Source organism: Streptomyces sp. B6B3 (assembly GCF_039871525.1).
Lineage (GTDB): Bacteria > Actinomycetota > Actinomycetes > Streptomycetales > Streptomycetaceae > Streptomyces.
Window position 1 is genome coordinate 38,578 of sequence record NZ_JBDPLU010000007.1, and the last position, 25,823, is coordinate 64,400.

Sequence of the window (25,823 nt, forward strand, 5' to 3'; positions counted from 1 at the left end):
GCGGTACCCTCGTGCGCATGACCGACGGCGGGCTGAATCTCAACGACTTCGGCGATCTCATCGAGCGGCCGAGCTCCAGGTTCCGGCGGCAGGCCGAGGAGCGGCGGAAGCGGATCGGGCTGCCGCCCACCGCGTTGGGGCGGCTGGACGAGCTCGGCGCCTGGTTCGCCGCGGTGCAGGGCAAGGGCGTCGCGTCGCCGATCGAGCGGCCGCGGGCCGTGCTGTTCGCCGGTGACCACGGCGTCGCGTCGCAGGGCGTCTCGGCCCGTCCCGCCGGCGGCGCCACCGCGCTGGTGCGCGCCACCCTGGACGGCACCAGCCCGGCCGCCGTGCTGGCCCGCGCCACGGACGTGCCGCTGCGCGTCGTGGACGTCTCCCTCGACTGCCCGCCCGACGAGCTGCCCGCCGAGGTGAGCCGCCACCGGGTGCGCCGCGGCTCCGGGCGCCTCGACGTGGAGGACACGCTCACGCCCGAGGAGACGGAACAGGCGTTCCGGGCCGGCATGGCCGTCGCCGACGAGGAGGCCGACTCCGGCGCCGACCTGCTGGTGCTCGGCGACGTCTCGGTCGGCGGCACCACCGCCGCCGGTGTGCTGGTCGCCGTCATGTGCGGCACCGACGCCTCGGTGGTCACCGGCCGCGGCGGCGAGCGCATCGACGACCTGGCGTGGATGCGGAAGTGCGCGGCCATCAGGGACGGTCTGCGCCGGGCCCGGCCGGTGCTCGGCGAACAGCTGCGGCTGCTGGGCGCGGTCGCCGGGGCGGACCTGACCGCGATGACCGGCTTCCTGCTCCAGTGTTCGGTGCGGCGCACCCCCGTGGTGCTGGACGGCGTGGTCTCCGCGGCCTGCGCGTTGGTCGCCCAGCGCATCGCGTTCCGCTCTCCCGACTGGTGGCTGGCCGGGCAGGTCACCGGCGAGCCGGGGCAGGCCAAGGCGCTGGACCGGATGTCGCTGAAGCCGCTGCTCGACCAGGGCGTGACGGCCGGTGAGGGGGTCGGCGCGCTGCTCGCCGTGCCGCTGATCCGCTCGGCCGCCGCCCTCGCTGCGGAACTGCCGGGCCGGCCGGAGCCCGCGGCGGACGCCGACACCGAGGACGCCACGGAGGCCGAGACCACCGAGTCCCCAACCGCCGTCGCCGACGCCACCTGAGCCTTCCCGGCTGGGCACCCCGCCGGCGACCGGCGAACGTTGGCGGCCCGCGCCGCCCCCCTTCCCCGACACGGCATCCCAACCCGCGGGCCACGGCGGCCCGTACCGTCGCACCGCCGGCGGCCGGCGGGCGTCGGTGCTCCGCGCCCCTCCCGGCCCGCCGCGGGCCGTAGCGCGGCGGGCCGGCGGCCGGTGGGCGTTGGGACGTCACCGCGCCCCGCGAGCCGACCAGGCTGTCTCGCACCACTCCCCGGCCGAAGGGGCCCGTGGCGGCACCACGACGCCGCTCCGACGAACGGCGGCCGCCGGCAGGGCGGCCGTTCAGGAGCCGTCGGTCGGGGTGCCGCCGATGAGGTCGCGGATGCGTTGCTGCACGCGGCCCCAGCGGGCCTGGTGGCGGCGGGCGCGGGTCTCCGCGCGGGTCGCCGTGCGCGGTCGGCGACGGTACGCGCGGGTGGCCCACGGGGAACCGGGACGCGCCAGCCGGACCGCGCCGACCAGCGCCACCAGCGGCACCAGCACGCCGAAGACGGCGGTCCGCAGCTTGCCCTTCAGCAGCGCGACGAGCACCAGCAGGAAGTTGCCGAGCACGGTCACGATCGCGCCGGCCCGGCCCTGGGACTCGTCCTGGTCCACGCCGTTGACGCCGAGCGGCGACAGCCCGGCCAGCACCATGACCAGCAGCGCCGCGGTCGTCACCACTGCCTCCACGCTCTTCTGCCCCTGCTCCGTCCAGTAGACGTCGTGCAGGTAGAGGATCAGCGCGAACTCGTCGAGCACCAGCCCCGCGCCGACGCCGAACACCACCGCCGCGACCCCGGCCAGCCATCCCCGCCCGCCGGCCGCGACCCCGCCGAAGCCGCCGACGCACATCAGCACCACCCCGGGCACCACGTGGTGCACGTGCCGTCCACCCACCGAGACGTCGTGGAACGGCCCACGCCCGGCGCGGATCAGCCGGGTCACGCTCCGCGTCACGGCGAAGCTGACGACGAACGCGGCCAGGGCCAGGAGCAACGGCAGCTTCCCGGGCTCGACCACGTTTCGATACCACCAATGCTCCATAACGCATCAGGGTCCGGCGCTAGGCTGCGGTGCGATGAACGCCACGCCGCCGCCACCCCCAGCCGAACCGCCCCGGGCCACCGGGACGGACGCACTGCGCTTCGCTTTCGGCACCCTGACCGTGCTCCCCGTGGGCACGCCGCGCTGGGACCGGAACACCGCCCGGCGCGGCATGCTGTGCGCGCCCGTCGCGGGCGCAGCGCTCGGGCTGGCCGCCGCCGCGCTGGTCTGGTTGCTGCTGGAGCTGGAGGTGGGCTGGCTGCTGACCGCCGTGGTGACGGTCGCGCTGGGCTCGGTGCTGAGCCGCGCCCTGCACCTGGACGGGCTGGCCGACACGGCGGACGCGCTCGGCAGCGGGCGGCCGGCCGCCGACGCGCTGGCCATCATGCGGCGCTCGGACATCGGCCCGTTCGGCGTGGCCACCCTGGTGTTCGCGCTGCTGGCCCAGGTCGCGGCGCTCTACGAGATCCTGCACCACGGCACGGGGCACGGGGTGCTGGCCGCCTTCCTCACCTGCCTGGCCGGCCGTACGGCGCTGACCTGGGCCTGCCGCGAGGGCGTGCCGGCCGCCCGGACCGAGGGCCTGGGCGCCACCGTGGCGGGGAGCGTGCCGGTGCGCTCCGCGCTGGGCGTGGCGGGCACGGCGTGCGCGGTGGCGTTCCTGCTGGGCGCGATGACCGGCGAGATCACCCGGGCGGTCGCCGCGCTCTGCGCGATGCTGCTCGCGCTGAGCGCCGCCGAGTTGCTGCTGCACCACTGCCGGCGCCGGCTCGGCGGCGTCACCGGGGACGTGCTGGGCGCCGTCGCCGAGACGGCGGGCACGGCCGCGCTGTTGGTCCTCGCCGTGACGGCGTGACCGGGGCGCCGGGCGGCGGCGCGACCTCCAACGGCCGGCCCGGGGCCGCGCGAGGCAGGGCGTAGGCTGCTGCCAGCAGACCCCGGGAGGCGGCGCGAACACGGAAGCCGGTCATCGTCGACGCTCCGGCGGGGCACGGCCGGACCAGTCCGACCGGCCGCCCCGCGGACGCGCCCGTCCGCCCTGCCGGAACGCCGCCGGCACCGGCGGCGCACCGCCCGCCGCGGCGGGAGTGCCCGACGGGTGACCGCGCACCGCCGCCCCGGCGATCCCCTCGGGGAGGGGCGACGGCGGAGGTACTCGCCCGGCGCCGGGCCCTCAAGCGGGCCGCGGCCAGCCGCCCCCGTCCATGCCCCGCACCCCGCCCCGGAGCCATGCCGCGCCGCCGGACGGATACCCAGTGTTCCGTCCGGCGCCCGCCTCGTGCTCCCGGACACCCGCACCACGCCCCGGCCCGGCCGGGCATCCCGAAAGGACGCAGGATCACCGTGACTTCCCTGACCCTCAAGCCCTCAACCGCCGCGGAGGCCGCCGCGGACGCCCTGGTCGTCGGCGTCGTGAAGGACGGCGGGGCGCCGGCGCTCGCGCCGGGCCACCCGGCCGCCGAGGCGGCGGACGCGGCCTTCGGCGGCCGGCTGGCGGCAGCACTGGCCACCGTCGGCGCCAGAGGCGGTGAGGACGAGATCACCAAGCTGCCCGCACCCGACGGGCTCGGCGCCCCGCTGCTGGTGGCCGTGGGACTCGGCGCCACGCCGTCCTCCGGCACGTTCGAGCCGGAGAAGCTGCGCCGCGCCGCCGGCGCCGCGGCCCGCGCGCTGGCCGGCACCGAGCACGCGGCGTTCGCGCTGCCGGTCGGCGACCGGGACGCGCTCGCCGCCGTGGCCGAGGGCGCGCTGCTCGGCGCCTACTCCTTCACCCTCTTCCGCGGCGAGCGGGCCGAGGACGACTCCCGGGGGCCGCTGGCCCGGGTCACCGTGCTCGACGCCGGGGCCGAGGACGCCGCCCACCAGGCGGCGGCCCGCCGGGCCGAGGTGCTGGCCGCCGAGGTGGCCCGCGCCCGGGACCTGATCAACACGCCGCCGAACGCGCTGGCGCCCGCCGACTTCGCGGCCGCGGCGCAGTCCGCCGCCGAGGAGTTCGGCCTGAAGGCGGAGGTGCTGGACGAGAGGGCGCTGGCCGACGGCGGGTACGGCGGCATTCTGGGCGTCGGCAGGGGTTCGGCCACCCCACCGCGGCTGGTCCGCCTGTCCTACACGAACGCCGCCGCGTCGGCGACGCTGGCCCTGGTCGGCAAGGGCATCACCTACGACTCGGGCGGCATCTCGCTGAAGCCGGTGGGCGCCAACGAGACGATGAAGTGCGACATGAGCGGCGCCGCCGCGGTGTTCTCCACCGTGGTCGCCGCGGCCCGGCTGGAGCTCCCGGTGAACGTCACCGGCTGGCTGGCGCTGGCCGAGAACATGCCCTCGGGCTCCGCCACCCGGCCCGGCGACGTGCTCACCATGTACAGCGGCAAGACGGTGGAGGTGCGCAACACCGACGCCGAGGGCCGGCTGGTGATGGGCGACGCGCTCACCCGGGCCTGCGAGGAGTCCCCCGACGCGCTGGTGGACGTGGCGACGCTGACCGGCGCGATGACGATCGCGCTGGGCAACCGCACCTTCGGGGTGCTCGGCGCCGACGAGGCGTTCCGCGACCTGGTGCACGAGACCGCCCAGCGGGCCGGCGAGCTGTCGTGGCCGCTGCCGATGCCGGAGGAACTGCTGGAGGCGATGAAGTCGCCGGTGGCGGACATCGCGAACGTCGGCGGGCGCAAGGGCGGCGGCCTGTCCGCGGGCCTGTTCCTGAAGGAGTTCGTGGCCGACGGCACCCGGTGGGCGCACCTGGACATCGCCGGGCCCGCGTTCCACGAGGGCGCGCCCTACGGCTACACGCCCAAGGGCGGCACCGGCTCCGCCGTGCGGACGCTGCTGCTGCTCGCCGAGCGGATCGCGGACGGCGACCTGACGGGCTGACGGCATGACGGGCTGAACCGCGGACCCCGCCCGGACGGCGGTCGCCCGGCCCCGCGCTGTTCGCCCTGCGCGATCGCGCGGCCGGCCGGGCGGCCGGCCACCGGCCCGGCGTCTCACCGGTCGGCGGCAGGTGCGAAGATGTTCTCCTGGCAGGACAGGGCCAGGCTCACCACACGGGAACGAGCCACACTCCGGCCGCGACCGCGGCCCCACAACCCCATCCTTGGAGGAACGTGACGTGGCGAACGACGCCAGTACCGTTTTCGACCTGGTGATTCTCGGTGGCGGCAGCGGCGGGTACGCCGCGGCCCTGCGCGCCTCGCAGCTGGGCCTGGACGTGGCCCTGATCGAGAAGAACAAGCTGGGCGGCACCTGTCTGCACAACGGCTGCATCCCCACGAAGGCCCTGCTGCACGCCGGGGAGATCGCCGACGCGGCCCGGGAGGGCGCCGAGTTCGGCGTGCGCAGCACCTTCGACGGCATCGACATGGCGGGCGTACACAAGTACAAGGACGGCGTGGTCGCCGGCCTCTACAAGGGCCTCCAGGGCCTGGTGGCCTCCCGCAAGATCACCTACGTGGAGGGCGAGGGCCGGCTGTCCTCGCCGACCTCCGTCGACGTGGCAGGACGGCGCTACACCGGCCGGCACGTCGTGCTCGCTACCGGCTCCGTGCCCAGGTCGCTGCCCGGTCTGACCATCGACGGGGACCGGATCATCTCCTCCGACCACGCGCTGGTGCTGGACCGCGTGCCGAAGTCGGCCGTGGTGCTGGGCGGCGGCGTCATCGGCGTGGAGTTCGCCTCGGCCTGGCGCTCGTTCGGCGCCGAGGTCACCATCGTCGAGGGCCTGCCCCATCTGGTGCCGGCCGAGGACGAGAGCAGCTCCAAGCTGCTGGAGCGGGCGTTCCGCAAGCGCGGCATCGGCTTCTCCCTCGGCTCCTTCTTCAAGACGGCCGAGTACACCGACGACGGGGTCCGGGTGACCCTGGAGAACGGCAAGACCTTCGAGGCCGAGCTGCTGCTGGTGGCCATCGGCCGCGGCCCCGTCTCCCAGGGCCTGGGCTACGAGGAGGCCGGGGTCGCCATGGACCGCGGCTTCGTGCTCGCCGACGAGTACTGCCGGACGAACGTCCCGACGATATCCGCGGTCGGGGACCTCATCCCGACGCTCCAGCTGGCGCACGTCGGCTTCGCCGAGGGCATCCTCGTGGCGGAGCGGCTGGCCGGCCTCTCCCCGGTACCGATCGACTACGACGGCGTGCCCCGGGTCACCTACTGCCATCCGGAGGTCGCGTCCGTCGGCGTGACCGAGGCGAGGGCGAAGGAGCTCTACGGCGCCGACCAGGTGGTCACCCTCAAGTACAACCTCGCGGGCAACGGCAGGAGCAAGATCCTGAAGACCGCCGGCGAGATCAAGCTCGTGCGGGTCCGCGACGGCGCCGTGGTCGGCGTCCACATGGTCGGGGACCGGCTGGGAGAACAGGTCGGGGAGGCGCAGCTCATCTACAACTGGGAGGCGCTGCCCGACGAGGTGGCTCAGCTCATCCACGCGCACCCGACGCAGAACGAGGCGCTGGGCGAGGCCCATCTGGCCCTGGCCGGCAAGCCCCTGCACTCCCACGACTGACACCTGGCCGCGACACCACATTGCGTAAGGAGCACCAGAAACCATGGCGGTTTCCGTAACCCTTCCGGCGCTCGGCGAGAGCGTGACCGAGGGCACCGTCACCCGCTGGCTCAAGGCAGAGGGCGAGCGCGTGGAGGCCGACGAGCCACTGCTTGAGGTCTCGACCGACAAGGTCGACACCGAGATTCCCGCACCCGCGGCCGGCGTGCTGTCCGCCATCAAGGTCGCCGAGGACGAGACGGTGGAGGTGGGCGCGGAGCTGGCGGTGATCGACGACGGATCCGGCGCCCCCGCCTCCGACAGTGGCCAGGACACGGCCGCGGCTCAGGCCCCCGAGCCGGAGCCCCAGCCCGCCGCCGAGCCGGAGCCCCAGCCCGAGCCCGCGCAGCAGGCCCCCGAGCCGGCCCCCGCGGCCGAGCCGGCCCAGCCGTCGGGCGGGGCCGCCGAGGGCACCGACGTCGTGCTGCCGGCGCTGGGCGAGTCGGTCACCGAGGGCACCGTCACCCGGTGGCTGAAGGAGGTCGGCGAGGAGGTCGAGGCCGACGAGCCACTGCTCGAGGTCTCGACCGACAAGGTCGACACCGAGATCCCCGCCCCGACCGCCGGCACGCTGCTGGAGATCACGGTCGGCGAGGACGAGACCGCGGAGGTCGGCGCCAAGCTCGGCGTGATCGGCGCCGCGGGGGCGAAGCCGGCCGCGCCGGCGCAGCAGCCGCCCGCCCAGCCGGCCCAGAAGGCCGAGCCGGCCCCCGCGCCGAAGGCCGAGCCGGCCAAGGAGCCCGCCCAGCAGGCTCGGCCGGCGCAGCAGCCCGCCGAGCCCGTCCAGCAGCAGGCACCGGGCCAGCCCGTGGCCGCCGCCCAGCCGCCGCCCCCCGCGCCCGCGCCGGCCCCCGCCGCCGCGCCGCGGGCGACGGAGCAGGCGCCGGCCGACGGCGCCTACGTCACGCCGCTGGTGCGCAAGCTGGCCAGCGAGCACGGCGTGGACCTGTCCCGGGTCAACGGCTCCGGCGTCGGCGGCCGGATCAGGAAGCAGGACGTGCTGGCCGCCGCCGAGGCGGCCAGGGCGGCGGCCGCCGCGCCCGCGGCGCCCGCCGCCGCGCCGGCCAGGGCCGCCGCCCCGGTCCAGCCGTCGCCGCTGCGTGGCCAGACCGTGAAGATGAGCCGCATCCGCAAGCTCATCGGCGAGAACATGATCAACGCGCTGCAGAAGCAGGCGCAGCTGTCCACGGTCGTCGAGGTGGACGTCACCCGCGTCATGCGGCTGCGGGCGCGGGCCAGGGACGCCTTCCAGGCGCGCGAGGGCGTCAAGCTGTCGCCGATGCCGTTCTTCGTCAAGGCCGCCGCCGAGGCACTGAAGGCGCACCCGTCGGTCAACGCCAAGATCAACGACGACGGCACGGTCACGTACCACGACGTGGAGAACGTCGGCATCGCCGTGGACTCCGAGAAGGGGCTGATGGTCCCCGTCATCAAGGGCGCGGGCGACCTGAGCCTGGCCGGCATCGCGAAGAAGACCGCGGAGCTGGCGGGCAAGGTGCGCAACGGCGGCCTGACCCCGGACGACATGTCCGGCGGGACGTTCACCATCAGCAACACCGGGTCGCGCGGTGCCCTGTTCGACACGATCATCGTGAACTACCCGCAGGTGGCCGAGCTCGGCATCGGCGCGACGGTGCGCCGGCCCATGGTGGTGAACCACCCCGAGCTGGGCGAGACCATCGCCATCAGGGACATGGTGTACCTCACCCTGTCCTACGACCACCAGCTGGTCGACGGCGCGGACGCGGCCCGCTACCTGGGTGACGTCAAGGCCCGGCTGGAGGCCGGCGAGTTCGAGGGCGAGCTCGGCCTGTAGCAGGCGAGACCGACCCCCGCGCCCCGCCCGGATCCCTCCGGGCGGGGCGCACCCGTACGCCCGACCGTGGCCACCCGGTCGGCGCGGCCGTCCCGCGCGCCCCGCGCGCGGCAGGAAGGAGCACCGAGATGAGCCCGCCCGTCGTCCACTCGCTGCGCAAGCAGATCCGCGAGCACATCGTGGAGGGCATCGTCAGCGGGCGCTGGCAGCCCGGCGAGCGCATCGTGGAACGCCGGATCGCCACCGAGCTCCAGGTCAGCCAGACGCCGGTGCGGGAGGCGCTGCGCGAGCTGGAGTCGCTCCGGCTGATCGAGTCGTCGCCCAACAAGGGCGTGCGGGTGCGCGCCCTCACCGCCGCCGACCTGGAGGAGATCTTCCCGGTCCGGGCGGGCCTGGAGCAGATCGCCGCCGAACTCGCCGCCGAGCGGCTGGCCAAGGACGTCTCCGCGCTGGCCCCCGAGGTGGCGGCGCTGCAGCGGGCCGACCGGGCCGGCGACGCGGAGGCGCAGGTCGGCCACACGGTGGCGTTCCACCGTGAGCTGGTCAAGGCGTCCGGCAACAGCGTGCTGCTGCACACCTGGGAGTCGCTGGGCATCGAGATCGTCACCGCACTCTCCATCCGCTGGCTCGGCACCCGGCAGCAGTCGTACGCCGAGGAGCACCAGGACCTCATCGACGCCTTCGTGCGACGCGATCCCCGCATCGGCGAGCTGGTCAAGGAGCACGTGATGAACTGTGCACCGCGTGCCTGAACCTCGCGGCTGAGCTGCGACGACGTCTGGCACGGGATGCCAATTTCCCCGATTCGCTGGTTTTTTCGCCTCAACCTCTTTGATCGATCATCGATCAGTGTCAGAGTCTTTCCCGTAAGGCGAGCCGCACCACATGTGCCTGTCCTGCCCGTGGTGTGGCTCCCCGCCCGAGGCCCGGGTCCCGTACGTCGCGCCGAAGCACGGGGCCCGGCCCTCACGGTGGTCGCCGCCGGTCGCCGGGGGGATCCGCGCCATCATGGATCATGGGCGCATGCGCGCGGCCCGGTTGATCAGGATGGTGTTGCTGCTCCAGGCCCGACGGGCGATGACCGCCGCGGAGCTGGCCGAGGAGCTGGAGGTCTCCGAACGCACCGTGACGCGGGACGTCGCCGCGCTCTCCGAGGCGGGGGTGCCGGTCTACGCGGACCGGGGCCGTGCCGGCGGCTACCGGCTGATCGGCGGCTACCGCACCCGGCTGACCGGGCTAGGCCGCAGCGAGGCCGAGGCGCTGTTCCTGTCGGGCGTGCCCTCGGCGCTGCGCGAGATGGGCCTGGCCGACGCCGCCTCCGCCGCCCGGCTGAAGGTGTCGGCGGCGCTGATACCCGAGCTGAGCGACGCGCACCAGACCGCGGCGCAACGCTTTCACCTGGACGCCCCCGGCTGGTGGCAGCCGCCGGAGAGCCCCGCGCTGCTGCCCGCGGTGGCCGAGGCGGTGTGGGACGACCTGCGGCTGGACGTCGGTTACCGACGCGGCGACCAGCCCGAGGTGCGCCGGACGCTGGAGCCGTACGGTCTCGTGCTGAAGGCCGGCGTCTGGTACCTCGCCGCCCGGGTGCCCGACCCGGCGGGCGGCCACCGGGGCTACCGGGTGTACCGGGTGGACCGCTTCACCCGGGCGACGGACACGGGTACCCGTTTCGAACGCGACGAGAGCTTCGATCTGCCCGGGTTCTGGGCGGAACGGGCGGCCGCCTTCGCCCGCTCGATCCTGCGGGACGAGGTGACCGTGCGGCTCACCGCGGCCGGGACCCGGGCGCTGCGCTACGTCACCGACCGGACGGCCGCCGAGGAGGCGCTGGCCGCCGCGGGCCCACCCGACGAGCAGGGCCTGGTCACCGTGACCCTGCCCGTCGAGTCCGAGGACGTCGCCTACACCCAGGTGCTCGGGCTCGGCCCGGAGGTCGAGGTCCTCGCCCCGCCCACCCTCCGCACCCGCCTCGCCGACGCCACGGCCCGCGCGGCAGCGCACTACCGCCGCCGGCCCACCGACGGCGGATGACGAGGCGGGCGGTGGTCCAGCGGGACGGCCGGACGGAGGGTGACGCGGGGACCGGCACGGGAGTCGCCCACGGGCCCGGCCACGCGTCGGGCGGCCGGGCGCCGCGGCGCCCGGGGGCGGCTCAGTGCTGATCGCCGAGCGGCAGGCTCACCGGTACTCCGCCGCGTCGGCCTCCTTTCCGCCGTGGATCACCTCGGAGATGTACGCCCAGCAGTCCGGCTGCGAGCCGTCGGCGTCGGTGAAGCCGTACTCCCTGGAGAGTTGGCCGCTGGACAGCGACTGGCCGTTCCAGCGGGCGACGTCGGGGTCGGCGGCCAGCGCGGCGAGCGCCCGGCCGACGAACACCGGCGACTCGGAGACGGCGAAGGTCGGCTCCTGTTTGATCCCCTCCCGCCAGTTCTCCTCGGTCACCTTGAAGTAGGTGTCGAGCATCGCCTCGGAGCGGATGAAGCCCGGGGTCAGCGAGACCGCGGTGCAGCCCAGGTCGCGCAGTTCCTCGGCGAGCGCGAGGGCCATCCGGATCGGCGCGGTCTTCGCCAGGTCGTAGTAGAAGTGCTCGCGGTAGGCCCGGTTGGACTCGGCGGTGCCGTCCGTCACCTCGACCACCAGCCCGCCCGGCCGGCGGGTGAGCAGCGGCAGCGCGTAGTGGCTGGTCACGATGTGCGTCTCGACGCCGAGCCGGAGCATCCGCAGACCGGTGTCGAGCCCCTGGTCCCACATCTTCCCGCGGAACGGGTGCTCCAGCAGGTGGTCCCCGCCCCAGACGTCGTTGACCAGCACGTCGAGCCGGCCCTGCTCCCGGTCGATGCGCTCGGTCAGCGCCCGCACCTGCTCGGGCTCCAGGTGGTCGGTGGGCACCGCGATCCCGGTGCCGCCGGTCTCCTGCCCGGCCGCGGTGACGAGTTCCGCGGTCTCCTCGATGGTCTCGGTGCTGCGGCCGATCTCGCTGGTGTGCGTGCGGGTGGTCCGTCCCGTCACGTAGACGGTCGCCCCCGACCGGCCCAGTTCCACGGCCATCGCCCGGCCGGCCCCCCGGGTCGCCCCGGCCACCAGCGCGATCCGTCCGGCCAGCGGCCCCGGCTGGTCGTCGTGTTCCCGGGTGTCCTGCTGCTGTTCCACGCGTGCGTCCTTCCGAAAGTGGCGTTCGGGACGACGCTCGCAGCTAATCCCGACATCTCCTGTCCGGCTTTCCCGGCGACCCTCGGCCCCGTGCCACGGGGTGCGGCCGGATGCCGCAGCGCCGATGCTGGAGCCGTGATGGACGAGACGGACTTCTGGGAGATCGTGGACGGCACCCGGGACGCCGCGGACGGCGATCCGGTGACCCACGCGGAACTGCTGGTCGACCGGCTGGCCGGGCTCGACCCCGACTCCGTCATCGACTTCGCCCGGCACTTCGAGGCGCGGTTCAACCGGGCCTACCGCTGGGACGTGTGGGGCGCCGCCTGGGTACTGCTGGACGGCGCCTCCGACGACACCTTCGAGAACTTCCGCTGCTGGCTGATCAGCCAGGGCCGCCGGGTGTTCGAGGGCACCCTGCACGAGCCGGACGCGCTCGCCGACCTGCTCGACCGCTTCGATCCGCGGCGGGACGGGGAGGCGGAGGACGTGGGGTACGCGTCGTTCGACGCCTACGAACGGCTGACCGGCAACGAGCTGCCCGACCTGGGCCTCGACGAGCCGTCCGAGGAGCCGACCGGGCGGCCGTTGGACCTGGAGGACCCGAACGTGCTGACCGCCGCCTATCCCCGCCTGTGGTCCCGGTTCCGCATCTGACGCCCCGGCACCCCCTGCGTGGCGGCGGTCACCAGCATCCAGCAGGATGACGCCATGGACACTCCCGACTCCCCCGCTCCCGGCTCGTCCCCCGGTTCGTCCCCCGACTCCGCCGCCGGCTCCTCCCCCGGCGGCCCGGGGCGCGTCGCCGTCACCGGCGCCTCGGGGCTGATCGGCTCGGCGCTGGTGACCGCGCTGCGCGCGGACGGGCACGAGGTCGTGCGGCTGGTGCGGCGCCCGCCGCGGGCCGACGACGAGGCCGAGTGGGATCCGAGCGGGCGCCGGCAGGAGCTGACCGCCGGGGCGCTGAAGAGCTGCGACGCCGTCGTGCACCTGGCCGGCGCCGGGGTGGCCGAGCACCGGTGGACCGAGCGCTACAAGCGCGAGTTGCGGGACAGCCGGGTGCTCGGCACCGCGGCGATCGCGGCGGCGCTCGCCTCGCTGCCGGACTCCGCCCGGCCGCGCACCCTGGTGTGCGGCAGCGCGGTCGGCTACTACGGGGACACCGGCGAGACCCCCGTCGACGAGGACGCGCCGGCCGGCACCGGCTTCCTGGCCGACCTGTGCCAGGAGTGGGAGGCGGCCGCCGCGCCCGCCACCGACGCCGGTGTGCGGACGGCGTTCGCCCGCACCGGCCTGGTGGTGGCCAGGTCCGGCGGCGCGTGGGGCCGGCTGTTCCCGATCTTCCGCGCCGGGCTCGGCGGCCGGCTGGGCAACGGGCGGCAGTACTGGAGCGTCATCTCGCTCGACGACCACATCGCGGCGCTCCGCTTCCTGTTGGACGGGGGCCTGTCGGGCCCGGTGAACCTCACGGGACCCGAGCCGGTCACCAACCGCGCCGCCACCCGCGCCATGGGGAGCGTGCTGCACCGGCCGACGGTCTTCGCGGTCCCCGCGCCCCTGCTGCGCCTGGTGTTGGGCGAGTTCGCCGAGGACGTGCTCGGCAGCCAGCGGGTGCTGCCCTCCCGCCTGCTGGCCGCGGGTTTCTCGTTCGCCCACCCGACGGTGGAGGACGCGCTGCGGGCCGCGCTCGCCCGGCCGCGCTGACCCCGTGGACCCGTTCGGGGACGCACCGTGACCCGGGCGTGCGCCCGTGCGCCGGTCCGCGTCCTCGGGGTCGCTCCCCCGCCGCTGGTCTGGGGGAATGTGGTTCTTTTGACCGACAAGGTCCCCCGCGCCGTGATTTCCCGGCCGATGAGCGGGCATCAGTTCGAGAGGCTCACCCACAGCCTGCGACTTCCGCCGCTCGGAAGCACCGACCGCCGACCCGGGAGGGGCACGTGCCAGGCAGCCGGACCAGCGACACGGGTCACCACAAGGACCCGCACATAAACCGTCTCATCCAACGCCACGCGGACCGCCGCCCGGCCTCGGAACGGGCCGAGTCCGCCGACGTCGTCGTCGTGGGCGGCGGCCCGGCGGGGCTGCTCGCCGCGCGCCACCTCGCCGCCGCCGGCCTCGCGGTCACCGTGGCCGAGGCGACCGACCAGCTCGGCGGCCGGCTGGCCACCGAGCGACGCGACGGCTTCCTCCTCGACCGCTCCGCACATCCGCTGGTCGCCGACCGGCGAGCGCTCGGGCTGCTGCCGCGCCCGCTGCCGCTGTGTCGGCTGTCCGGCGGGGTGGCGCTGCACGGCGCCGCCGGCGTCCTCCGGCTCGGGGACGCCACGCCGCCGGAGGACGACGCGCCCGCCGAGGCGACCGCCGACTTCGACCGGGTGTGGCTGCGCGCCCACCTGGCGCGGTTCAGCGGCCTGCCGGACGAGCGGCTGCACGCCCGCCCCGAGCTGACGGCCGCCGCGGCGCTGCGCGCCCGCGACATCCCGGACCGGATCGCCGGCGGGGCCCTGCGGCCGCTGCTGGCCGCGCTGCTCGGCGACCCCGAACTGGTCACCTCCAGCCGGCAGAGCGACCTGCGGCTGCGCGCCTTCGCCCGGCACGGGCTGGCGCTGCCGGCGGCGGGGGCGCTGACCCGGCTGCTGGTCGACGGGCTGCCCGAGGGCGTCACGGTGCGCACGGGCACCCGCGCGGTACGGGTCGCCACCACGGCGGTGGAGACCGAACGCGCGGACGGCGAGCGCGGGTCGATCCCCTGCCGGGCGGTGGTGGTGGCCACCGGCGTGGCGGAGGCGGCCCGGCTGCTGCCCGGGCTGCGCCGGACGCCGCACGGCCCCGCGACGGTGCTGCACCACGCGGTGCCGGGCGCGCCGCCCGGCACGCCGCACGGGCCCGCGCTGCTGGTGGACACGGCCGGACGCGGCCCCGTGGCGTACAGCGTGGCCGCGTCCGCGGCCGATCCGGCACGCGCGCCGGAGGGCCGGACGCTGGTGACGTCGGTGGTGCTCGGGCCGCGGGCGGCCGAGCCGGCGGAGCTGCTGGACAAGGCGGCGCGGCCGCAGCTGACCGAGCTGCACGGCGCCCCGGCCGACGAGTGGGAGCTGCTGTCCGTGCGCCACGACCCGCTGGCCGCGCCGCTGCTGGCGCCGCCGTACGCTCCCGCGCGCACCACGCGGCTCATCGACGGCCTGTACGTCTGCGGCGACCACCGCGACGTCCCGGGGCTGCTCGGCGACCTGGGCTCGGCCACCCGCGCCGCGCGGGCGCTGCTCGCGGACGCCGGCCAGGAACCGCCCGGCGACCTCGCCGCCACGCCGGCGGCGTGACGTCCCCGCGCCCGCCCCGCCCGGGCCCCGCCCTGGACATGGGCGGGGCCGCGGGCGCCGGCGGGGAGGCATGGCCGGCGATCGGGGGTCAGACCAGGGCCGCGGTCCGCTCGCGGTAGGCGCGGACCGGGGCGGCGTCGCGGTAGGGCTCCAGGCGACGCTCGAAGTCCTGGAGGTACTCGTGGGCGCGCGCGGAACGCATCTCCGTGGCCTGCTGGGCCGCCTCGGCCGCCAGCGCGCACGCCTGCTCCACATCGCCCAGGCCGAGCCGGGCGCACGCCAGCACCACCCGGCAGAACAGCCGGCTCCGGGCGTACGCGGGCGAGCGCAGCTGGAGCGAGCGCTCCGCGTGCCGGGCCGCCGCCCGGTACTGCTTGAGGTCGCGGTGGCAGTGCCCGAGCTCGTCGGCCAGCTGCGCCTCGTCGAAGAACCGCGCCCAGGGCGGCACGTCCTCGGCCCGCCGCGCCGCCTCCAGGGCGCGCTCCGCCCGGGCCAGCGCGGCGGTGCAGGACCGCACCTCGCCCAGCAGCCCGTGCCCGCGCGCCTCGACCGCGTGCAGCAGCGCCTGCACGGTCGGCACCGCCGAGCTGGCCATGCCCTGCTGCGCCACCCGGGCCAGTTGCACGGCCTCCCGGCCGTGCCCCAGGTACACCGCCTGACGACTCATCGACACCAGCACGTAGCTCCCGTACGAGCGGTCGCCCGCCGCCTGGGCCAGCCGCAGCGCCTGCACGAAGTACCGCTGGGCCAGGCCGTGCGCGGCGATGTCGTACGCGGTCCAGCCGGCCAGCCGGGTCAGCTCGGCGGCGGCCGAGAAGAGCCGCCTCCCGGTCTGCTCGCCGTACGTGCCGCGCAGCATCGGCTCCAGCTCGTGCTCCAGGTACCGCACCAGGGCCTGCCGGGCGTGGCCGCCGCCGTAGGCCTGGTCGAGCGTGCGGAACAGCTCGGCCACCGAGCGCAGCGCCGCGATGTCACCCGCGGTCACCCGCTGTCCGGGACCGCGCTCGACCCGGTCCAGGCGGCTGGGCCTGGGCAGCACCGCCGCCGCGGCGCCCGGCGGCCCGGGACGGGCGGCGCCCGGCTGCCCGACCGTCCGGACCGCGCCGCGGGACTGCCCCGGCACCCGGCCGACCGGCCCGGGTCCCGGGGCGCCGCCCGGGCCCGCGCCCGGCGCGGCGGGCTCGCCGCGGGCGACCCGCTCGTCCGGGCGGCCGATCAGCCAGTCGCGGCTGGGCACCACGAGGCCGGCCGGGGTGAAGGCGATCTTGCGGAGCTCCGCGTAGCTGCCGGAGTCCTTGCGCCACAGCCCGGCCACGATGTCCACCGCCTCGGCGGGGCTGGCGGCGAACTCCAGGCCGGCGTAGACCGGGGCGCACGCCTCCAGGCCGAGGTCCTGGGCGGACAGCCGGCGGCCGAGCCGCCGGGTGAACACCTCGGCGATCAGCGCCGGAGTGGTGCCGCGGGGCCGCTGGCCGCGCAGCCAGCGGGTGACCGACGTCTTGTCGTAACGCAGGTCCAGACCGTGTTCGAGGCCGAGCTGGTCCACTCTTCTGGCCAGCCCGGCGTGTGAGAATCCGGCCTCGGCGATCAGCGCGGCGAGCTGGCGGTTCGGGGTGCGCTGCGGCGAGGGGCCGGGCTGCGGCGAGGTCGAGCCTCGGGGTCGTTCCGTGGACATCAGCGAAGCGGTCTCCTGCCTTACGGCGTGCGGCTGGAACGGCGTGAATGTAACGGTCCTGCAGTGCCGCATCGCCGCTCGCGCCGAGGATTCATCCGTATGTGTGAGGGCGAGGGCCCTTGGGGATCAGCTTCGGGACGGCCGTACAGTGGTCTGAGGCATTCAGGCGCGCCCGTCGTGCGCGTGTGCCTTGAGGAGAGTGAACCGTCGTGAGCGACGCGAGCCCATCGAGCGAGCTGCGCTTTGTCCGTCTCGGCTTCGGCGTGGAAGCCGTCGAGTACCACGCGGCCTGGCAGGAGCAGCGGCGCGTGCACACCGCCCGGTTCGCCGACGAGATTCCGGACACCTGCCTGCTGCTGGAGCACCAGGCCGTGTACACCGCGGGGCGGCGCACCGAGGACAGCGAGCGCCCGCTGGACGGCACCCCGGTGGTGGACGTCGACCGGGGCGGGAAGATCACCTGGCACGGTCCGGGCCAGCTGGTGGGGTACCCGATCCTGAAGCTGCCGCGGCCGGTCGACGTGATCGCCCACGTGCGCCGGCTCGAGGAGGCGGTGATCCGGGTGTGCGAGGAGTTCGGGGTCGGCACCACCCGGGTCGAGGGCCGCAGCGGCGTGTGGGTGCTGGGCGATTCGGTGGACGCCGGACGGCCCCTCGGCGGTCCTGGCGTGGGCGGCCTGTCGCTGGACTTCGACCCGCGGTTGAACGACGAGGAGTTCGACCCCCGGCTCTGCGGCCCCGAGTACGCGCCGTCGAACGCCGGCCAGCGTCGCGAGGACCGCAAGCTGTGCAACATCGGCATCCGGGTGGCCAAGGGCGTCACCATGCACGGCTTCGCGCTCAACTGCGACCCGGACATCACCTCGTTCGACCGGATCGTGCCCTGCGGGATCAGGGACGCCGGGGTCACCTCGCTGTCCCAGGAGGCCGGGCGGACGGTTTCGGTCGCCGAGGTGCTGCCCGTGCTGGAGAAGCATCTGCGGGCGGTGCTGGAGACCACGGTCCCGCTGCCGCGCGCCGTCTGAGCGCGCCGGCCGCGTGCCGGCGTGGGCCGGGCGTGAGGCCGCGGAGTCGAGGGCTTGGCCGGCGGAGCACCGGTGAAACAACAGGCGTACGCTGGGGTTCGCCGAGGAATCGAAAGTGGTAGGGAGCCGGACGTGTCCGCTGTCGCACCCGAGGGGCGCAAGCTGCTGCGCCTCGAGGCCCGGAACAGCCAGACCCCGATCGAGCGCAAGCCGGAGTGGATCAAGACCCGCGCGGTCATGGGCCCGGAGTACCGCGAGCTGCAGGGCCTGGTGAAGCGCGAGGGCCTGCACACGGTGTGCCAGGAGGCCGGCTGTCCCAACATCTTCGAATGCTGGGAGGACCGCGAGGCGACGTTCCTGATCGGCGGCGAGCAGTGCACCAGGCGCTGCGACTTCTGCCAGATCGACACCGGTCGCCCGGCGGAGCTGGACCGCGACGAACCGCGCCGGGTCGCGGAGTCGGTGCGGCAGATGGAGCTCAGGTACGCCACCATCACCGGCGTCGCGCGCGACGACCTGCCGGACGGCGGCGCCTGGCTCTACGCGGAGACGGTCAGGCAGATCCACGAGCTGCTGCCCGGCACCGGCGTGGAGCTGCTGATCCCGGACTTCAACGCCGAGCCCGACCAGCTGGCCGAGGTCTTCGGCTCCCGGCCCGAGGTGCTCGCGCACAACGTCGAGACGGTGCCGCGGATCTTCCGGCGGATCCGCCCGGCGTTCCGCTACGACCGCTCGCTCTCGGTGCTGCGGCTGGCCCGCGAGGACGGCCTGGTCACCAAGTCGAACCTGATCCTCGGCCTGGGCGAGACCCGCGAGGAGGTCAGCCAGGCGCTGCGCGACCTGCACGCGGCCGGCTGCGAGCTGATCACCATCACCCAGTACCTGCGGCCGACGCCGCGGCACCACCCGGTGGAGCGCTGGGTGAAGCCGGAGGAGTTCGTGGAGCTGCGGCAGGAGGCTGAGGAGATCGGCTTCTCCGGCGTGCTGTCCGGGCCGCTGGTGCGCTCCTCGTACCGGGCCGGACGGCTGTACCGGCAGGCGGTGGAGCAGCGCGCGCAGGCGGGCTCGGGGCTGCCGTCGCAGGCCGCCTGACGACGTTGTGGTGACGCGTCTCACGGCGACTTTTGACGCCGTGGTCATCGGTCGGTAACTCCCCTCCTGGACAATGGATTCATTGTTCGAATCGCCGCCCGGGGAGGGACCGGCCATGGGGGCCAGCAACACCGTCACGACCACCACGACCAGGACCGAGCAGGTGACCGCCCTGCGGGCGCTCCGCGCGCTGGAGGAGCGGCTGCTGCGCGGCCGCCGGGAGACCGCGCTGCGCAACGCCTGGGCCGCGGTTCAGGAGGACCGGGAGCGGGCCGCCGCCCGTTTCGAGGCGGAGCGGTCGCTCCGCGCCCTGTAGGGCATCGCGCGCGGCGAGGGCCCGGGTACTCCGGAGTATCCGGGCCCTCGCCAGACGCCGCACACCCACGGCCACCGCGCGGTCCGGCGGGCCGCCGGGGCACCGTACACTGACCCGCATGGCGCGGAAGGACAAGGCACAGGACCCGGCACCGGACTCCGAACCGGGTCGGCTGAAGCAGATCGGCCTGACCTACAAGATGACCCGGCGGGGCGACCGCTGGATCGGCTGGATCATCTCGGCCGTCTTCGTGGGCACGTTCGGGATCATCCTGGCCCTGGGCATCCTCCTCGGACACCCCATCTTCCTGGGCATCCTGGGCTTCCTCGTCGCGCTGCTGACCACCGCGATCGTCTTCGGCCGGCGCGCCGAGCGGGCCGCGTTCAGCCAGATGGAGGGCCAGCCGGGCGCGGCCGCGGCGGTGCTGGAGAACGTCAAGCGCGGCATCGCCTTCACCCCGGCCGTGGCGATCAACCGGAACCAGGACGTGGTGCACCGGGCGGTCGGCAAGTTCGGCGTGGTGCTGGTCGGCGAGGGGAACCCGAACCGGCTGCGGACTCTGATGGCCGCCGAGAAGCGGCGGATGAACCGCGTGGTGTCCGACGTTCCGGTGCACGACGTGATCGTGGGCACCGACGAGGGTCAGGTGGAGCTGAAGAAGCTGCGCTCCACGGTGATGAAGTACCCGAAGGTGCTGGCGGGACCGCGCGTGACCGAGGTGAACGACCGGCTCCGCGCGATGGGCGACCTGATGAAGAACATGCCGATCCCGAAGGGCCCGATGCCCAAGGGCATGCGGATGCCGAAGGGGAACATCCAGCGGCGCGGCCGCTAGGCGTTCGGCTGCGGCGTTCGGCACGGGCGGGCCCGCGGGCCGGCCCGCCGTCGTTTCACCCCGCCTGCCGGTCGTCCACCCCGTCGTCGTCCCAGAGGTCGACTCGGTGCGCCGCGACCAGCGCGGCGATCCGGTCCACGGCCGCCGCGGCGGGCAGCGGGTCGAGGCGGCGCCCGTCCCGCAGGCGCAGGGCGACGTGGTCGTGCTCCGCCTCCCTGGCGCCGACGACGGCCTGGTACGGCACCAGCCTGGCCTCCCGGATCCGGGCGCCCAGGCTGCCGCCCTCGGGTCCCGCGAGTTCGGCCCGCAGCCCCCGTTCGGCGCAGCGCGCGAGCAGCGCGGCGGCGCGGGGCGCCTCCGCCTCGGAGACCGGGAGCACGACGAGTTGGGTGGGCGCGAGCCAGGCGGGGAACGCGCCGCCGTGCGCCTCGACGAGATGGGCCACCACCCGCTCGACGCTGCCGATGATGCTGCGGTGCACCATGACAGGACGGTGCTTCGCGCCGTCCGCGCCGACGTAGCTCAGGTCGAACCGCTCCGGCTGGTGGAAGTCGACCTGGACGGTGGAGAGGGTGGACTCGCGGCCGGCGCCGTCGACGATCTGCACGTCGATCTTCGGCCCGTAGAACGCGGCCTCGCCCTCCGCCGCCTCGTAGGGCAGCCCGGAGCGGTCGAGCACCTCGGTGAGCAGTTCGACGGAACGGCGCCACTTCTCGGGTGCGGCGACGTACTTGCCCGCGGGTCCTGGCAGCGAGAGCCGGTACCTGGCCGGGCGGATACCGATCGCCCGGTAGGCGGCGCGGATCATCCCCAGGGCGGCGGTGGCCTCGGCGGCTACCTGGTCCAGGGTGCAGAAGACGTGCGCGTCGTTCAGCTGGATGGCCCGCACCCGGGTCAGGCCGCCGAGCACCCCGGAGAGCTCCGAGCGGTACATGCCGCCCAGTTCGGCGATGCGCAGCGGCAGCTCGCGGTAGCTGTGGCCGCGGGAGCGGTAGATCAGGGCGTGGTGCGGGCACAGGCTGGGCCGCAGCACCACCTGCTCGCCGCCGAGGTCCATGGGCGGGAACATGTCGTCGCGGTAGTGCGCCCAGTGCCCGGAGATCTCGTACAGCTCGCGTTTGCCCAGCACGGGCGAGTAGACGTGCCGGTAGCCGGCGCGGCGCTCGGCGTCCCGGACGTACTCCTCCAGGGTGTGCCGCACGGTCGCGCCGTCCGGCAGCCAGTACGGCAGTCCCGCGCCGATCAGCGGGTCGGTGTCGAACAGGTCGAGCTCGCGGCCGAGCCTGCGGTGGTCGTGCATCGTGGTCTCCTCGCACACGGGAGGGCGGGCGACCACCGGGCGGACATGGCGAAGGCCCCGGGGCGCTCGCCCCGGGGCCTTCGACTGGTCAGCTGTCAGCGCGCCGGGACGTGGTCCGGCGTCGTCGTCATCGCGGCACGCTGCATGGGTGCCACGCTAGCACCCGACGGGTCTCGCCCGCCGGGTGATTAGGGCCGGCGCGCGGCCCGGGCGCGGCTCAGCCGCGCACCTGGACGGACTGCGCGGCGCGGTCGTGGAGGCCGCGGCCGTCCCGGTCCCAGACGAGCGCGGGCACGGCGAGGGACAGCAGCAGCGTGCGCAGCGCCGCCCGGGGGAAGCTGAGCCGGCCGCCGCCGACGTGCACGACCCGGATGCCCAGCAGCCGCTTGCCGGGCGTGACGCCGAGGGTGCCGACGGTGAGCACGCCCATCACGAGGAAGATGATCAGCGTCCAGTTGCTGGCGGTGGCGGGCTGACCGTCGGCGATCAGACCGTATGCGATCAGGGTGCACAGCGCCCAGTCGACGACGATCGCGCCGAGCCGTCGGCCGAACGAGGCGATCGACCCCGGACCGTCCTCGGGCAGGCCGAGCCGCTGGCCCCGGTAACCGAGGTCCACCCCCATGTCCTCGGCCGCCGCGCGCGGGCCGGACAGCCAGGAACCGATAGCCTGCCGCTTTTCCATGCAGCCACGGTAGCGCGGTCGTCCCGCTGTCCGGCGCGCGGCCGGGGGGCGGGCGCCGGTGGCCCCGTTGCCCGGTTCGTTGACCGGTCGGGGGCGTGCGATCTGGTTAACATCGGCGAAACAACCGGGTCATCCTTGAGAAATGGCGTGTCTTTAGGGTCGGCCCCGGCAGGCCCGCGTGCCGGGCCGTACCCCGAGCTGCAGATTCCCCGTCCAGGCGGCGGGCCGAGGAGGACACCGGATGTTCGAGAACGCCGACGAGATCAAGAAGTTCATTGCGGATGAGGACGTGAAGTTCGTCGACGTCCGCTTCTGTGACCTGCCGGGCATCATGCAGCACCTCACCGTCCCGGCCGAGAGCTTCGATCCGAACGGAAGCATGATGTTCGACGGGTCGTCGATCCGCGGCTTCCAGGCCATTCACGAGTCCGACATGGCGCTCGTCCCCGACCTGTCGACGTCGCGGCTGGACCCGTTCCGCAAGGACAAGACCGTCAACATCAACTTCTTCATCCACGACCCGGTGACCGGCGAGGCGTACAGCCGCGACCCGCGGAACGTGGCGAAGAAGGCCGAGGCGTACCTGGCCTCCTCCGGCATCGCCGACACCGCGTACTTCGGCCCCGAGGCGGAGTTCTACGTCTTCGACGACGTGCGCTTCGAGACCCGGGAGAACGCCGGGTACTACTACATCGACTCCGAGGCGGGCGCCTGGAACACGGGCTCCATCGAGGAGGGCGGCAACCGCGGCTACAAGGTCAGGTACAAGGGTGGGTACTTCCCGGCCCCGCCGGTCGACCACTTCGCCGACCTGCGCGCGGAGATCACCCTGGAGCTGATGAAGGCCGGCCTGAAGGTCGAGCGCCAGCACCACGAGGTGGGCACCGCCGGACAGGCCGAGATCAACTACGAGTTCAACACGCTGCTGGCCGCCGCCGACGACCTGATGCTCTACAAGTACATCGTCAAGAACGTCGCCTGGCGGAACGGCAAGACCGCGACGTTCATGCCGAAGCCGATCTTCGGCGACAACGGCAACGGCATGCACTGCCACCAGTCGCTGTGGTCGAACGGCACCCCGCTGTTCTACGACGAGCAGGGCTACGCCGGCCTGTCGGACACCGCCCGCTACTACATCGGCGGTCTGCTGAAGCACGCGCCGTCGCTGCTGGCGTTCACCAACCCGACGGTCAACTCGTACCACCGGCTGGTGCCGGGCTTCGAGGCCCCGGTCAACCTGGTCTACTCGCAGCGGAACCGCTCCGCGGCGATGCGCATCCCGATCACGGGCTCCAACCCGAAGGCCAAGCGCGTCGAGTTCCGCGCGCCCGACCCGTCCTGCAACCCGTACCTGGCGTTCGCGGCGATGCTGCTCGCCGGTCTCGACGGCATCAAGAACAAGATCGAGCCGGCCGAGCCGATCGACAAGGACCTCTACGAGCTGGCCCCCGAGGAGCACGCCGACCTCCCGCAGGTCCCGGCCTCCCTGCCGGCCGTGCTGGAGGCCCTGGAGGAGGACAACGACTACCTCCTGGCGGGCGGCGTCTTCACCTCGGACGTCATCGAGACGTGGATCGACTTCAAGCGCGAGAAGGAGATCGCCCCGATGGCCCAGCGCCCGCACCCGCACGAGTTCGAGCTCTACTTCGACGTGTGAGCTGCCCTTCCTCCCCATGACCGGGGGTGCGTCCGCGAGGGCGCACCCCCGGTCGCGTCTGTGGCCGCGCCGGGGCGGTCAGTCGACGGTCGGCGCGCGGCGTTCGACGAGCACGACGTCGCGCCACCGGCCGTGCTGGCGGCCGATGCGCTCGCGGGTGCCGATGACCCGGAACCCGGCCCGTCGGTGCAGGGCGAGGCTGGCGGCGTTCTCGGGGAAGATGCCGGACTGCACCGTCCAGATGCCGGCGGCCTCCGTCTCGGCGAGCAGGGCGGTCAGCAGCGCCAGCCCCACGCCGCGGCCGCGGGCGTCGGGGTGGACGTAGACGGAGTGCTCGACGACCCCGGCGTACGCGCGGCGGCTGGAGACCGGCACCACGGCGGCCCAGCCGAGCACCCCGCCGGCGGCGTCCAGGGCGACCAGGCGGTGGGCGTCCAGTCTGGCGGCGTCGAAGGCCTCCCAGGTCGGGGCGACGGTCTCGAAGGTGGCGTCGCCCTCGTCGATGCCCCGCTGGTAGATGGCCAGCACCTGCGCGGCGTGCTCCGGCCCCATCGCGGCAACGCGCACGCCGGTCGCCGGGGCGCTCACGCCCGCTCCCGGATGTCGAGTTCGGCGAGCAGGCCGCGGACGCGCAGCCGGATCTCGTCGCGGATCGGCCGGATCGCCTCGACGCTCCGGCCGGCGGGGTCGTGCAGCGTCCAGTCCAGGCACCGCCTGCCGGGGAGGACCGGGCAGGCGTCCCCGCAGCCCATCGTGATCACCACGTCCGAGGACCGCACCGCCTGGACGGTGAGGACCTTCGGCGTCTCGGCGGAGAGGCCGACGCCGACCTCCCGCATGGCCCCCGTCACCGCCGGTCGACGGCGTCGGCGGGCGCGGTGGGTGCCTGGAGTAGGGCGGACAGTCTGGCCAGCGCCTCGGGCAGCGCCCAGTAGTACACCCAGGTACCGCGGCGTTCGCAGTCGATCAGCCCGGCCTGGCGCAGCAGCCGCAGGTGGTGGGAGATGGTCGGCTGGGACACCTCGAACGCGGGCGTCATCTCGCACACGCAGACCTCGCCGCCCCGCCGCGAGGCGATCATCGACAGCAGCCGCAGCCGCACCGGATCGCCCAGCGCCTTGAACACCCTGGCCAGCTCCGCGGCCCGGCCCTCGTCCAACGGGGCCGCGGCCAGCCCGGGGCAGCAGGATCCGGTCCCGGCCTGGTCGAGCACCACGAGCTCCTGTTTCGACATGCTTCTATGTTGACGCCTTTCGATTCACCGTGCAAGCTGGTTTCAAGAACATCGATACAGCCTGGTCCCGTCTGGACAGGCTCGTCGTCAAGAGGAGTGAGTGATGACCGAGCAGACCACCGACCTGCGCGAGACCGTCCGCGAGCGCTACGCCGCGGCGGCTCTCAAGGTCTCGGTCGCGGGCGGCAGCGCCTGCTGCGACCCGCAGGCCACCGAGCTCGACGAGAACTTCGGCTCCACCCGCTACGGCTCGGACGAACGCGACGCGCTACCGGCCGAGGCCGTCGCCGCCTCCCTCGGCTGCGGCAACCCCACCGCCGTCGCCGAGCTCCGGGAGGGCGAGCGGGTGCTGGACCTGGGCTCCGGCGGCGGCATCGACGTCCTGCTCTCCGCCCGCCGCGTCGGCCCCACCGGCAAGGCCTACGGCCTGGACATGACCGAGGAGATGCTCGCCCTCGCCCTGGCCAACAGGGAGAAGGCCGGCGCGACGAACGTCGAGTTCCTCAAGGGCACCATCGAGGCCATCCCGCTGCCCGCCCACACCATCGACGTCGTGATCTCCAACTGCGTCATCAACCTGTCCGTCGACAAGCCCGCCGTCTTCGCCGAGACGTTCCGCGTCCTGGCCCCCGGAGGCCGGATCGGCGTCTCCGACGTCGTCGCCGAGGACCATCTCACCGCCGAACAGCGCGCCGAGCGCGGCGACTACGTCGGCTGCATCGCCGGCGCGCTCTCCTTCGCCGAGTACCGCGCCGGCCTGGCCGCGGCCGGCTTCACGGACATCGACATCGCCCCCACCCACGAGGTCGCCGACGGCATGCACTCCGCCATCATCCGCGCCACCAAGCCCACCACCACCGAGCCCGCCACCAGTTCGGCCGTGACCACGACGAACCGCTGCTGCGGCTCCTGAGGCCGAGCGGGCGAGGCGGCCCACAGGTGTTTTCTACGAATCCGGTGGGACT

23 protein-coding genes and 1 pseudogene are annotated in these 25,823 nt (G+C 74.4%); 16 read left to right on the forward strand and 8 right to left on the reverse strand.

Annotated elements, in window-relative coordinates:
• The first annotated feature begins 17 nt into the window (after positions 1-17).
• Positions 18-1,151: a nicotinate-nucleotide--dimethylbenzimidazole phosphoribosyltransferase gene (locus ABGB06_RS16540; RefSeq protein WP_347589927.1), complete on the forward strand. Its 1,134-nt coding sequence runs from the start codon at positions 18-20 to the stop codon at positions 1,149-1,151.
• A 321-nt stretch (positions 1,152-1,472) separates the two neighbouring features.
• On the opposite strand, the gene ABGB06_RS16545 is transcribed toward ABGB06_RS16540, so the two are convergent.
• Entirely contained in the window at positions 1,473-2,216 is a 744-nt protein-coding gene (locus ABGB06_RS16545) for a hypothetical protein (protein ID WP_347589929.1), read from the reverse strand.
• Positions 2,217-2,250: 34 nt separating this feature from the next.
• Between ABGB06_RS16545 and ABGB06_RS16550 the strand changes: the two genes are divergently transcribed.
• The 6 genes from ABGB06_RS16550 (at position 2,251) to ABGB06_RS16575 (ending at position 10,600) form a co-directional block, all read left to right on the forward strand.
• Positions 2,251-3,072, forward strand: coding sequence for an adenosylcobinamide-GDP ribazoletransferase (locus ABGB06_RS16550; protein WP_347589931.1), 822 nt, complete (start codon positions 2,251-2,253; stop codon positions 3,070-3,072).
• 488 nt (positions 3,073-3,560) lie between these two features.
• A complete protein-coding gene (locus ABGB06_RS16555) occupies positions 3,561-5,087 on the forward strand; it encodes a leucyl aminopeptidase (RefSeq protein WP_347589933.1) in 1,527 nt (508 codons plus the stop codon).
• Positions 5,088-5,325: 238 nt separating this feature from the next.
• The gene (lpdA, locus tag ABGB06_RS16560) at positions 5,326-6,714 is read left to right on the forward strand and encodes a dihydrolipoyl dehydrogenase (protein WP_347589935.1); all 1,389 of its coding nucleotides are present in this window, start codon (positions 5,326-5,328) and stop codon (positions 6,712-6,714) included.
• Positions 6,715-6,757: 43 nt separating this feature from the next.
• Complete coding sequence (sucB, locus tag ABGB06_RS16565) at positions 6,758-8,569, forward strand: 2-oxoglutarate dehydrogenase, E2 component, dihydrolipoamide succinyltransferase (RefSeq protein ID WP_347589937.1); 1,812 nt, start codon at positions 6,758-6,760, stop codon at positions 8,567-8,569.
• Positions 8,570-8,697: 128 nt separating this feature from the next.
• Positions 8,698-9,321 (forward strand): GntR family transcriptional regulator, encoded by a 624-nt coding sequence (locus tag ABGB06_RS16570; protein WP_347589939.1) that lies wholly within the window; start codon positions 8,698-8,700, stop codon positions 9,319-9,321.
• A gap of 271 nt (positions 9,322-9,592) precedes the next feature.
• On the forward strand, positions 9,593-10,600 hold the full coding sequence (locus ABGB06_RS16575) for a YafY family protein (protein ID WP_347589941.1): 1,008 nt from the start codon (positions 9,593-9,595) through the stop codon (positions 10,598-10,600).
• Positions 10,601-10,747: 147 nt separating this feature from the next.
• Here the strand turns inward: ABGB06_RS16575 and ABGB06_RS16580 are convergent, their stop codons facing one another.
• The gene (locus ABGB06_RS16580) at positions 10,748-11,719 is read right to left on the reverse strand and encodes an SDR family oxidoreductase (protein WP_347589943.1); all 972 of its coding nucleotides are present in this window, start codon (positions 11,717-11,719) and stop codon (positions 10,748-10,750) included.
• A 138-nt stretch (positions 11,720-11,857) separates the two neighbouring features.
• Between ABGB06_RS16580 and ABGB06_RS16585 the strand changes: the two genes are divergently transcribed.
• The 3 genes from ABGB06_RS16585 (at position 11,858) to ABGB06_RS16595 (ending at position 15,039) form a co-directional block, all read left to right on the forward strand.
• On the forward strand, positions 11,858-12,376 hold the full coding sequence (locus tag ABGB06_RS16585; protein WP_347590466.1) for a DUF4240 domain-containing protein: 519 nt from the start codon (positions 11,858-11,860) through the stop codon (positions 12,374-12,376).
• Positions 12,377-12,430: 54 nt separating this feature from the next.
• Positions 12,431-13,423 (forward strand): TIGR01777 family oxidoreductase, encoded by a 993-nt coding sequence (locus ABGB06_RS16590; RefSeq protein WP_347589945.1) that lies wholly within the window; start codon positions 12,431-12,433, stop codon positions 13,421-13,423.
• A gap of 233 nt (positions 13,424-13,656) precedes the next feature.
• Positions 13,657-15,039 carry an FAD-dependent oxidoreductase gene (locus ABGB06_RS16595; protein WP_347589947.1) on the forward strand — a complete coding sequence of 461 codons (1,383 nt, stop codon included), beginning with the start codon at positions 13,657-13,659 and terminating at the stop codon, positions 15,037-15,039.
• A gap of 88 nt (positions 15,040-15,127) precedes the next feature.
• On the opposite strand, the gene ABGB06_RS16600 is transcribed toward ABGB06_RS16595, so the two are convergent.
• Entirely contained in the window at positions 15,128-16,714 is a 1,587-nt protein-coding gene (locus ABGB06_RS16600; protein ID WP_347589948.1) for a regulator, read from the reverse strand.
• A 209-nt stretch (positions 16,715-16,923) separates the two neighbouring features.
• Here ABGB06_RS16600 and lipB point away from each other — a divergent pair, with 209 nt between their 5' ends.
• The 4 genes from lipB to ABGB06_RS16620 all read left to right on the forward strand — a co-directional run bounded on the left by lipB (position 16,924) and on the right by ABGB06_RS16620 (position 19,982).
• Positions 16,924-17,739: a lipoyl(octanoyl) transferase LipB gene (gene lipB / locus ABGB06_RS16605; RefSeq protein ID WP_347589949.1), complete on the forward strand. Its 816-nt coding sequence runs from the start codon at positions 16,924-16,926 to the stop codon at positions 17,737-17,739.
• Positions 17,740-17,871: 132 nt separating this feature from the next.
• On the forward strand, positions 17,872-18,831 hold the full coding sequence (gene lipA / locus ABGB06_RS16610; protein ID WP_347589950.1) for a lipoyl synthase: 960 nt from the start codon (positions 17,872-17,874) through the stop codon (positions 18,829-18,831).
• A gap of 115 nt (positions 18,832-18,946) precedes the next feature.
• Positions 18,947-19,147 carry a hypothetical protein gene (locus ABGB06_RS16615; RefSeq protein WP_347589952.1) on the forward strand — a complete coding sequence of 67 codons (201 nt, stop codon included), beginning with the start codon at positions 18,947-18,949 and terminating at the stop codon, positions 19,145-19,147.
• A 118-nt stretch (positions 19,148-19,265) separates the two neighbouring features.
• Positions 19,266-19,982 (forward strand): DUF4191 domain-containing protein, encoded by a 717-nt coding sequence (locus tag ABGB06_RS16620; RefSeq protein WP_347589954.1) that lies wholly within the window; start codon positions 19,266-19,268, stop codon positions 19,980-19,982.
• A 55-nt stretch (positions 19,983-20,037) separates the two neighbouring features.
• Here ABGB06_RS16620 and thrS read toward each other — a convergent pair whose 3' ends face one another.
• The gene (gene thrS / locus ABGB06_RS16625) at positions 20,038-21,282 is read right to left on the reverse strand and encodes a threonine--tRNA ligase (RefSeq protein ID WP_347589956.1); all 1,245 of its coding nucleotides are present in this window, start codon (positions 21,280-21,282) and stop codon (positions 20,038-20,040) included.
• Positions 21,283-21,499: 217 nt separating this feature from the next.
• Positions 21,500-21,967 carry an RDD family protein gene (locus ABGB06_RS16630; RefSeq protein WP_347589958.1) on the reverse strand — a complete coding sequence of 156 codons (468 nt, stop codon included), beginning with the start codon at positions 21,965-21,967 and terminating at the stop codon, positions 21,500-21,502.
• 241 nt (positions 21,968-22,208) lie between these two features.
• On the opposite strand from ABGB06_RS16630, the gene glnA reads away from it, so the two are divergent.
• Positions 22,209-23,624, forward strand: coding sequence for a type I glutamate--ammonia ligase (gene glnA, locus ABGB06_RS16635; protein WP_347589960.1), 1,416 nt, complete (start codon positions 22,209-22,211; stop codon positions 23,622-23,624).
• A gap of 78 nt (positions 23,625-23,702) precedes the next feature.
• Here the strand turns inward: glnA and ABGB06_RS16640 are convergent, their stop codons facing one another.
• The 3 genes and pseudogenes from ABGB06_RS16640 to ABGB06_RS16650 form a co-directional block, all read right to left on the reverse strand.
• Positions 23,703-24,176: an N-acetyltransferase family protein gene (locus tag ABGB06_RS16640; protein ID WP_347590468.1), complete on the reverse strand. Its 474-nt coding sequence runs from the start codon at positions 24,174-24,176 to the stop codon at positions 23,703-23,705.
• 32 nt (positions 24,177-24,208) lie between these two features.
• A pseudogene (locus ABGB06_RS16645) lies at positions 24,209-24,481 on the reverse strand (phosphotyrosine protein phosphatase); the annotation flags it as partial.
• A complete protein-coding gene (locus tag ABGB06_RS16650) occupies positions 24,472-24,858 on the reverse strand; it encodes a metalloregulator ArsR/SmtB family transcription factor (protein ID WP_347589962.1) in 387 nt (128 codons plus the stop codon). The gene ABGB06_RS16650 and the pseudogene ABGB06_RS16645, both read right to left, overlap by 10 nt.
• Positions 24,859-24,961: 103 nt before the next feature.
• Between ABGB06_RS16650 and arsM the strand changes: the two genes are divergently transcribed.
• The gene (gene arsM, locus ABGB06_RS16655; protein ID WP_347589964.1) at positions 24,962-25,771 is read left to right on the forward strand and encodes an arsenite methyltransferase; all 810 of its coding nucleotides are present in this window, start codon (positions 24,962-24,964) and stop codon (positions 25,769-25,771) included.
• The last annotated feature ends 52 nt before the right edge of the window (positions 25,772-25,823 follow it).

Bases quoted from the DNA above. Each gene is read 5' to 3' on its own strand.
- ABGB06_RS16540 (WP_347589927.1), top strand. From the start codon at position 18: ATGACCGACGGCGGGCTGAATCTCAACGACTTCGGCGATCTCATCGAG.
- ABGB06_RS16545 (WP_347589929.1), bottom strand. From the start codon at position 2,216: ATGGAGCATTGGTGGTATCGAAACGTGGTCGAGCCCGGGAAGCTGCCG.
- ABGB06_RS16550 (WP_347589931.1), top strand. From the start codon at position 2,251: ATGAACGCCACGCCGCCGCCACCCCCAGCCGAACCGCCCCGGGCCACC.
- sucB (WP_347589937.1), top strand. From the start codon at position 6,758: ATGGCGGTTTCCGTAACCCTTCCGGCGCTCGGCGAGAGCGTGACCGAG.
- ABGB06_RS16570 (WP_347589939.1), top strand. From the start codon at position 8,698: ATGAGCCCGCCCGTCGTCCACTCGCTGCGCAAGCAGATCCGCGAGCAC.
- ABGB06_RS16575 (WP_347589941.1), top strand. From the start codon at position 9,593: ATGCGCGCGGCCCGGTTGATCAGGATGGTGTTGCTGCTCCAGGCCCGA.
- ABGB06_RS16585 (WP_347590466.1), top strand. From the start codon at position 11,858: ATGGACGAGACGGACTTCTGGGAGATCGTGGACGGCACCCGGGACGCC.
- ABGB06_RS16590 (WP_347589945.1), top strand. From the start codon at position 12,431: ATGGACACTCCCGACTCCCCCGCTCCCGGCTCGTCCCCCGGTTCGTCC.
- ABGB06_RS16600 (WP_347589948.1), bottom strand. From the start codon at position 16,714: ATGTCCACGGAACGACCCCGAGGCTCGACCTCGCCGCAGCCCGGCCCC.
- ABGB06_RS16615 (WP_347589952.1), top strand. From the start codon at position 18,947: ATGGGGGCCAGCAACACCGTCACGACCACCACGACCAGGACCGAGCAG.
- ABGB06_RS16620 (WP_347589954.1), top strand. From the start codon at position 19,266: ATGGCGCGGAAGGACAAGGCACAGGACCCGGCACCGGACTCCGAACCG.
- thrS (WP_347589956.1), bottom strand. From the start codon at position 21,282: ATGCACGACCACCGCAGGCTCGGCCGCGAGCTCGACCTGTTCGACACC.
- ABGB06_RS16630 (WP_347589958.1), bottom strand. From the start codon at position 21,967: ATGGAAAAGCGGCAGGCTATCGGTTCCTGGCTGTCCGGCCCGCGCGCG.
- glnA (WP_347589960.1), top strand. From the start codon at position 22,209: ATGTTCGAGAACGCCGACGAGATCAAGAAGTTCATTGCGGATGAGGAC.
- ABGB06_RS16640 (WP_347590468.1), bottom strand. From the start codon at position 24,176: ATGGGGCCGGAGCACGCCGCGCAGGTGCTGGCCATCTACCAGCGGGGC.
- ABGB06_RS16650 (WP_347589962.1), bottom strand. From the start codon at position 24,858: ATGTCGAAACAGGAGCTCGTGGTGCTCGACCAGGCCGGGACCGGATCC.
- arsM (WP_347589964.1), top strand. From the start codon at position 24,962: ATGACCGAGCAGACCACCGACCTGCGCGAGACCGTCCGCGAGCGCTAC.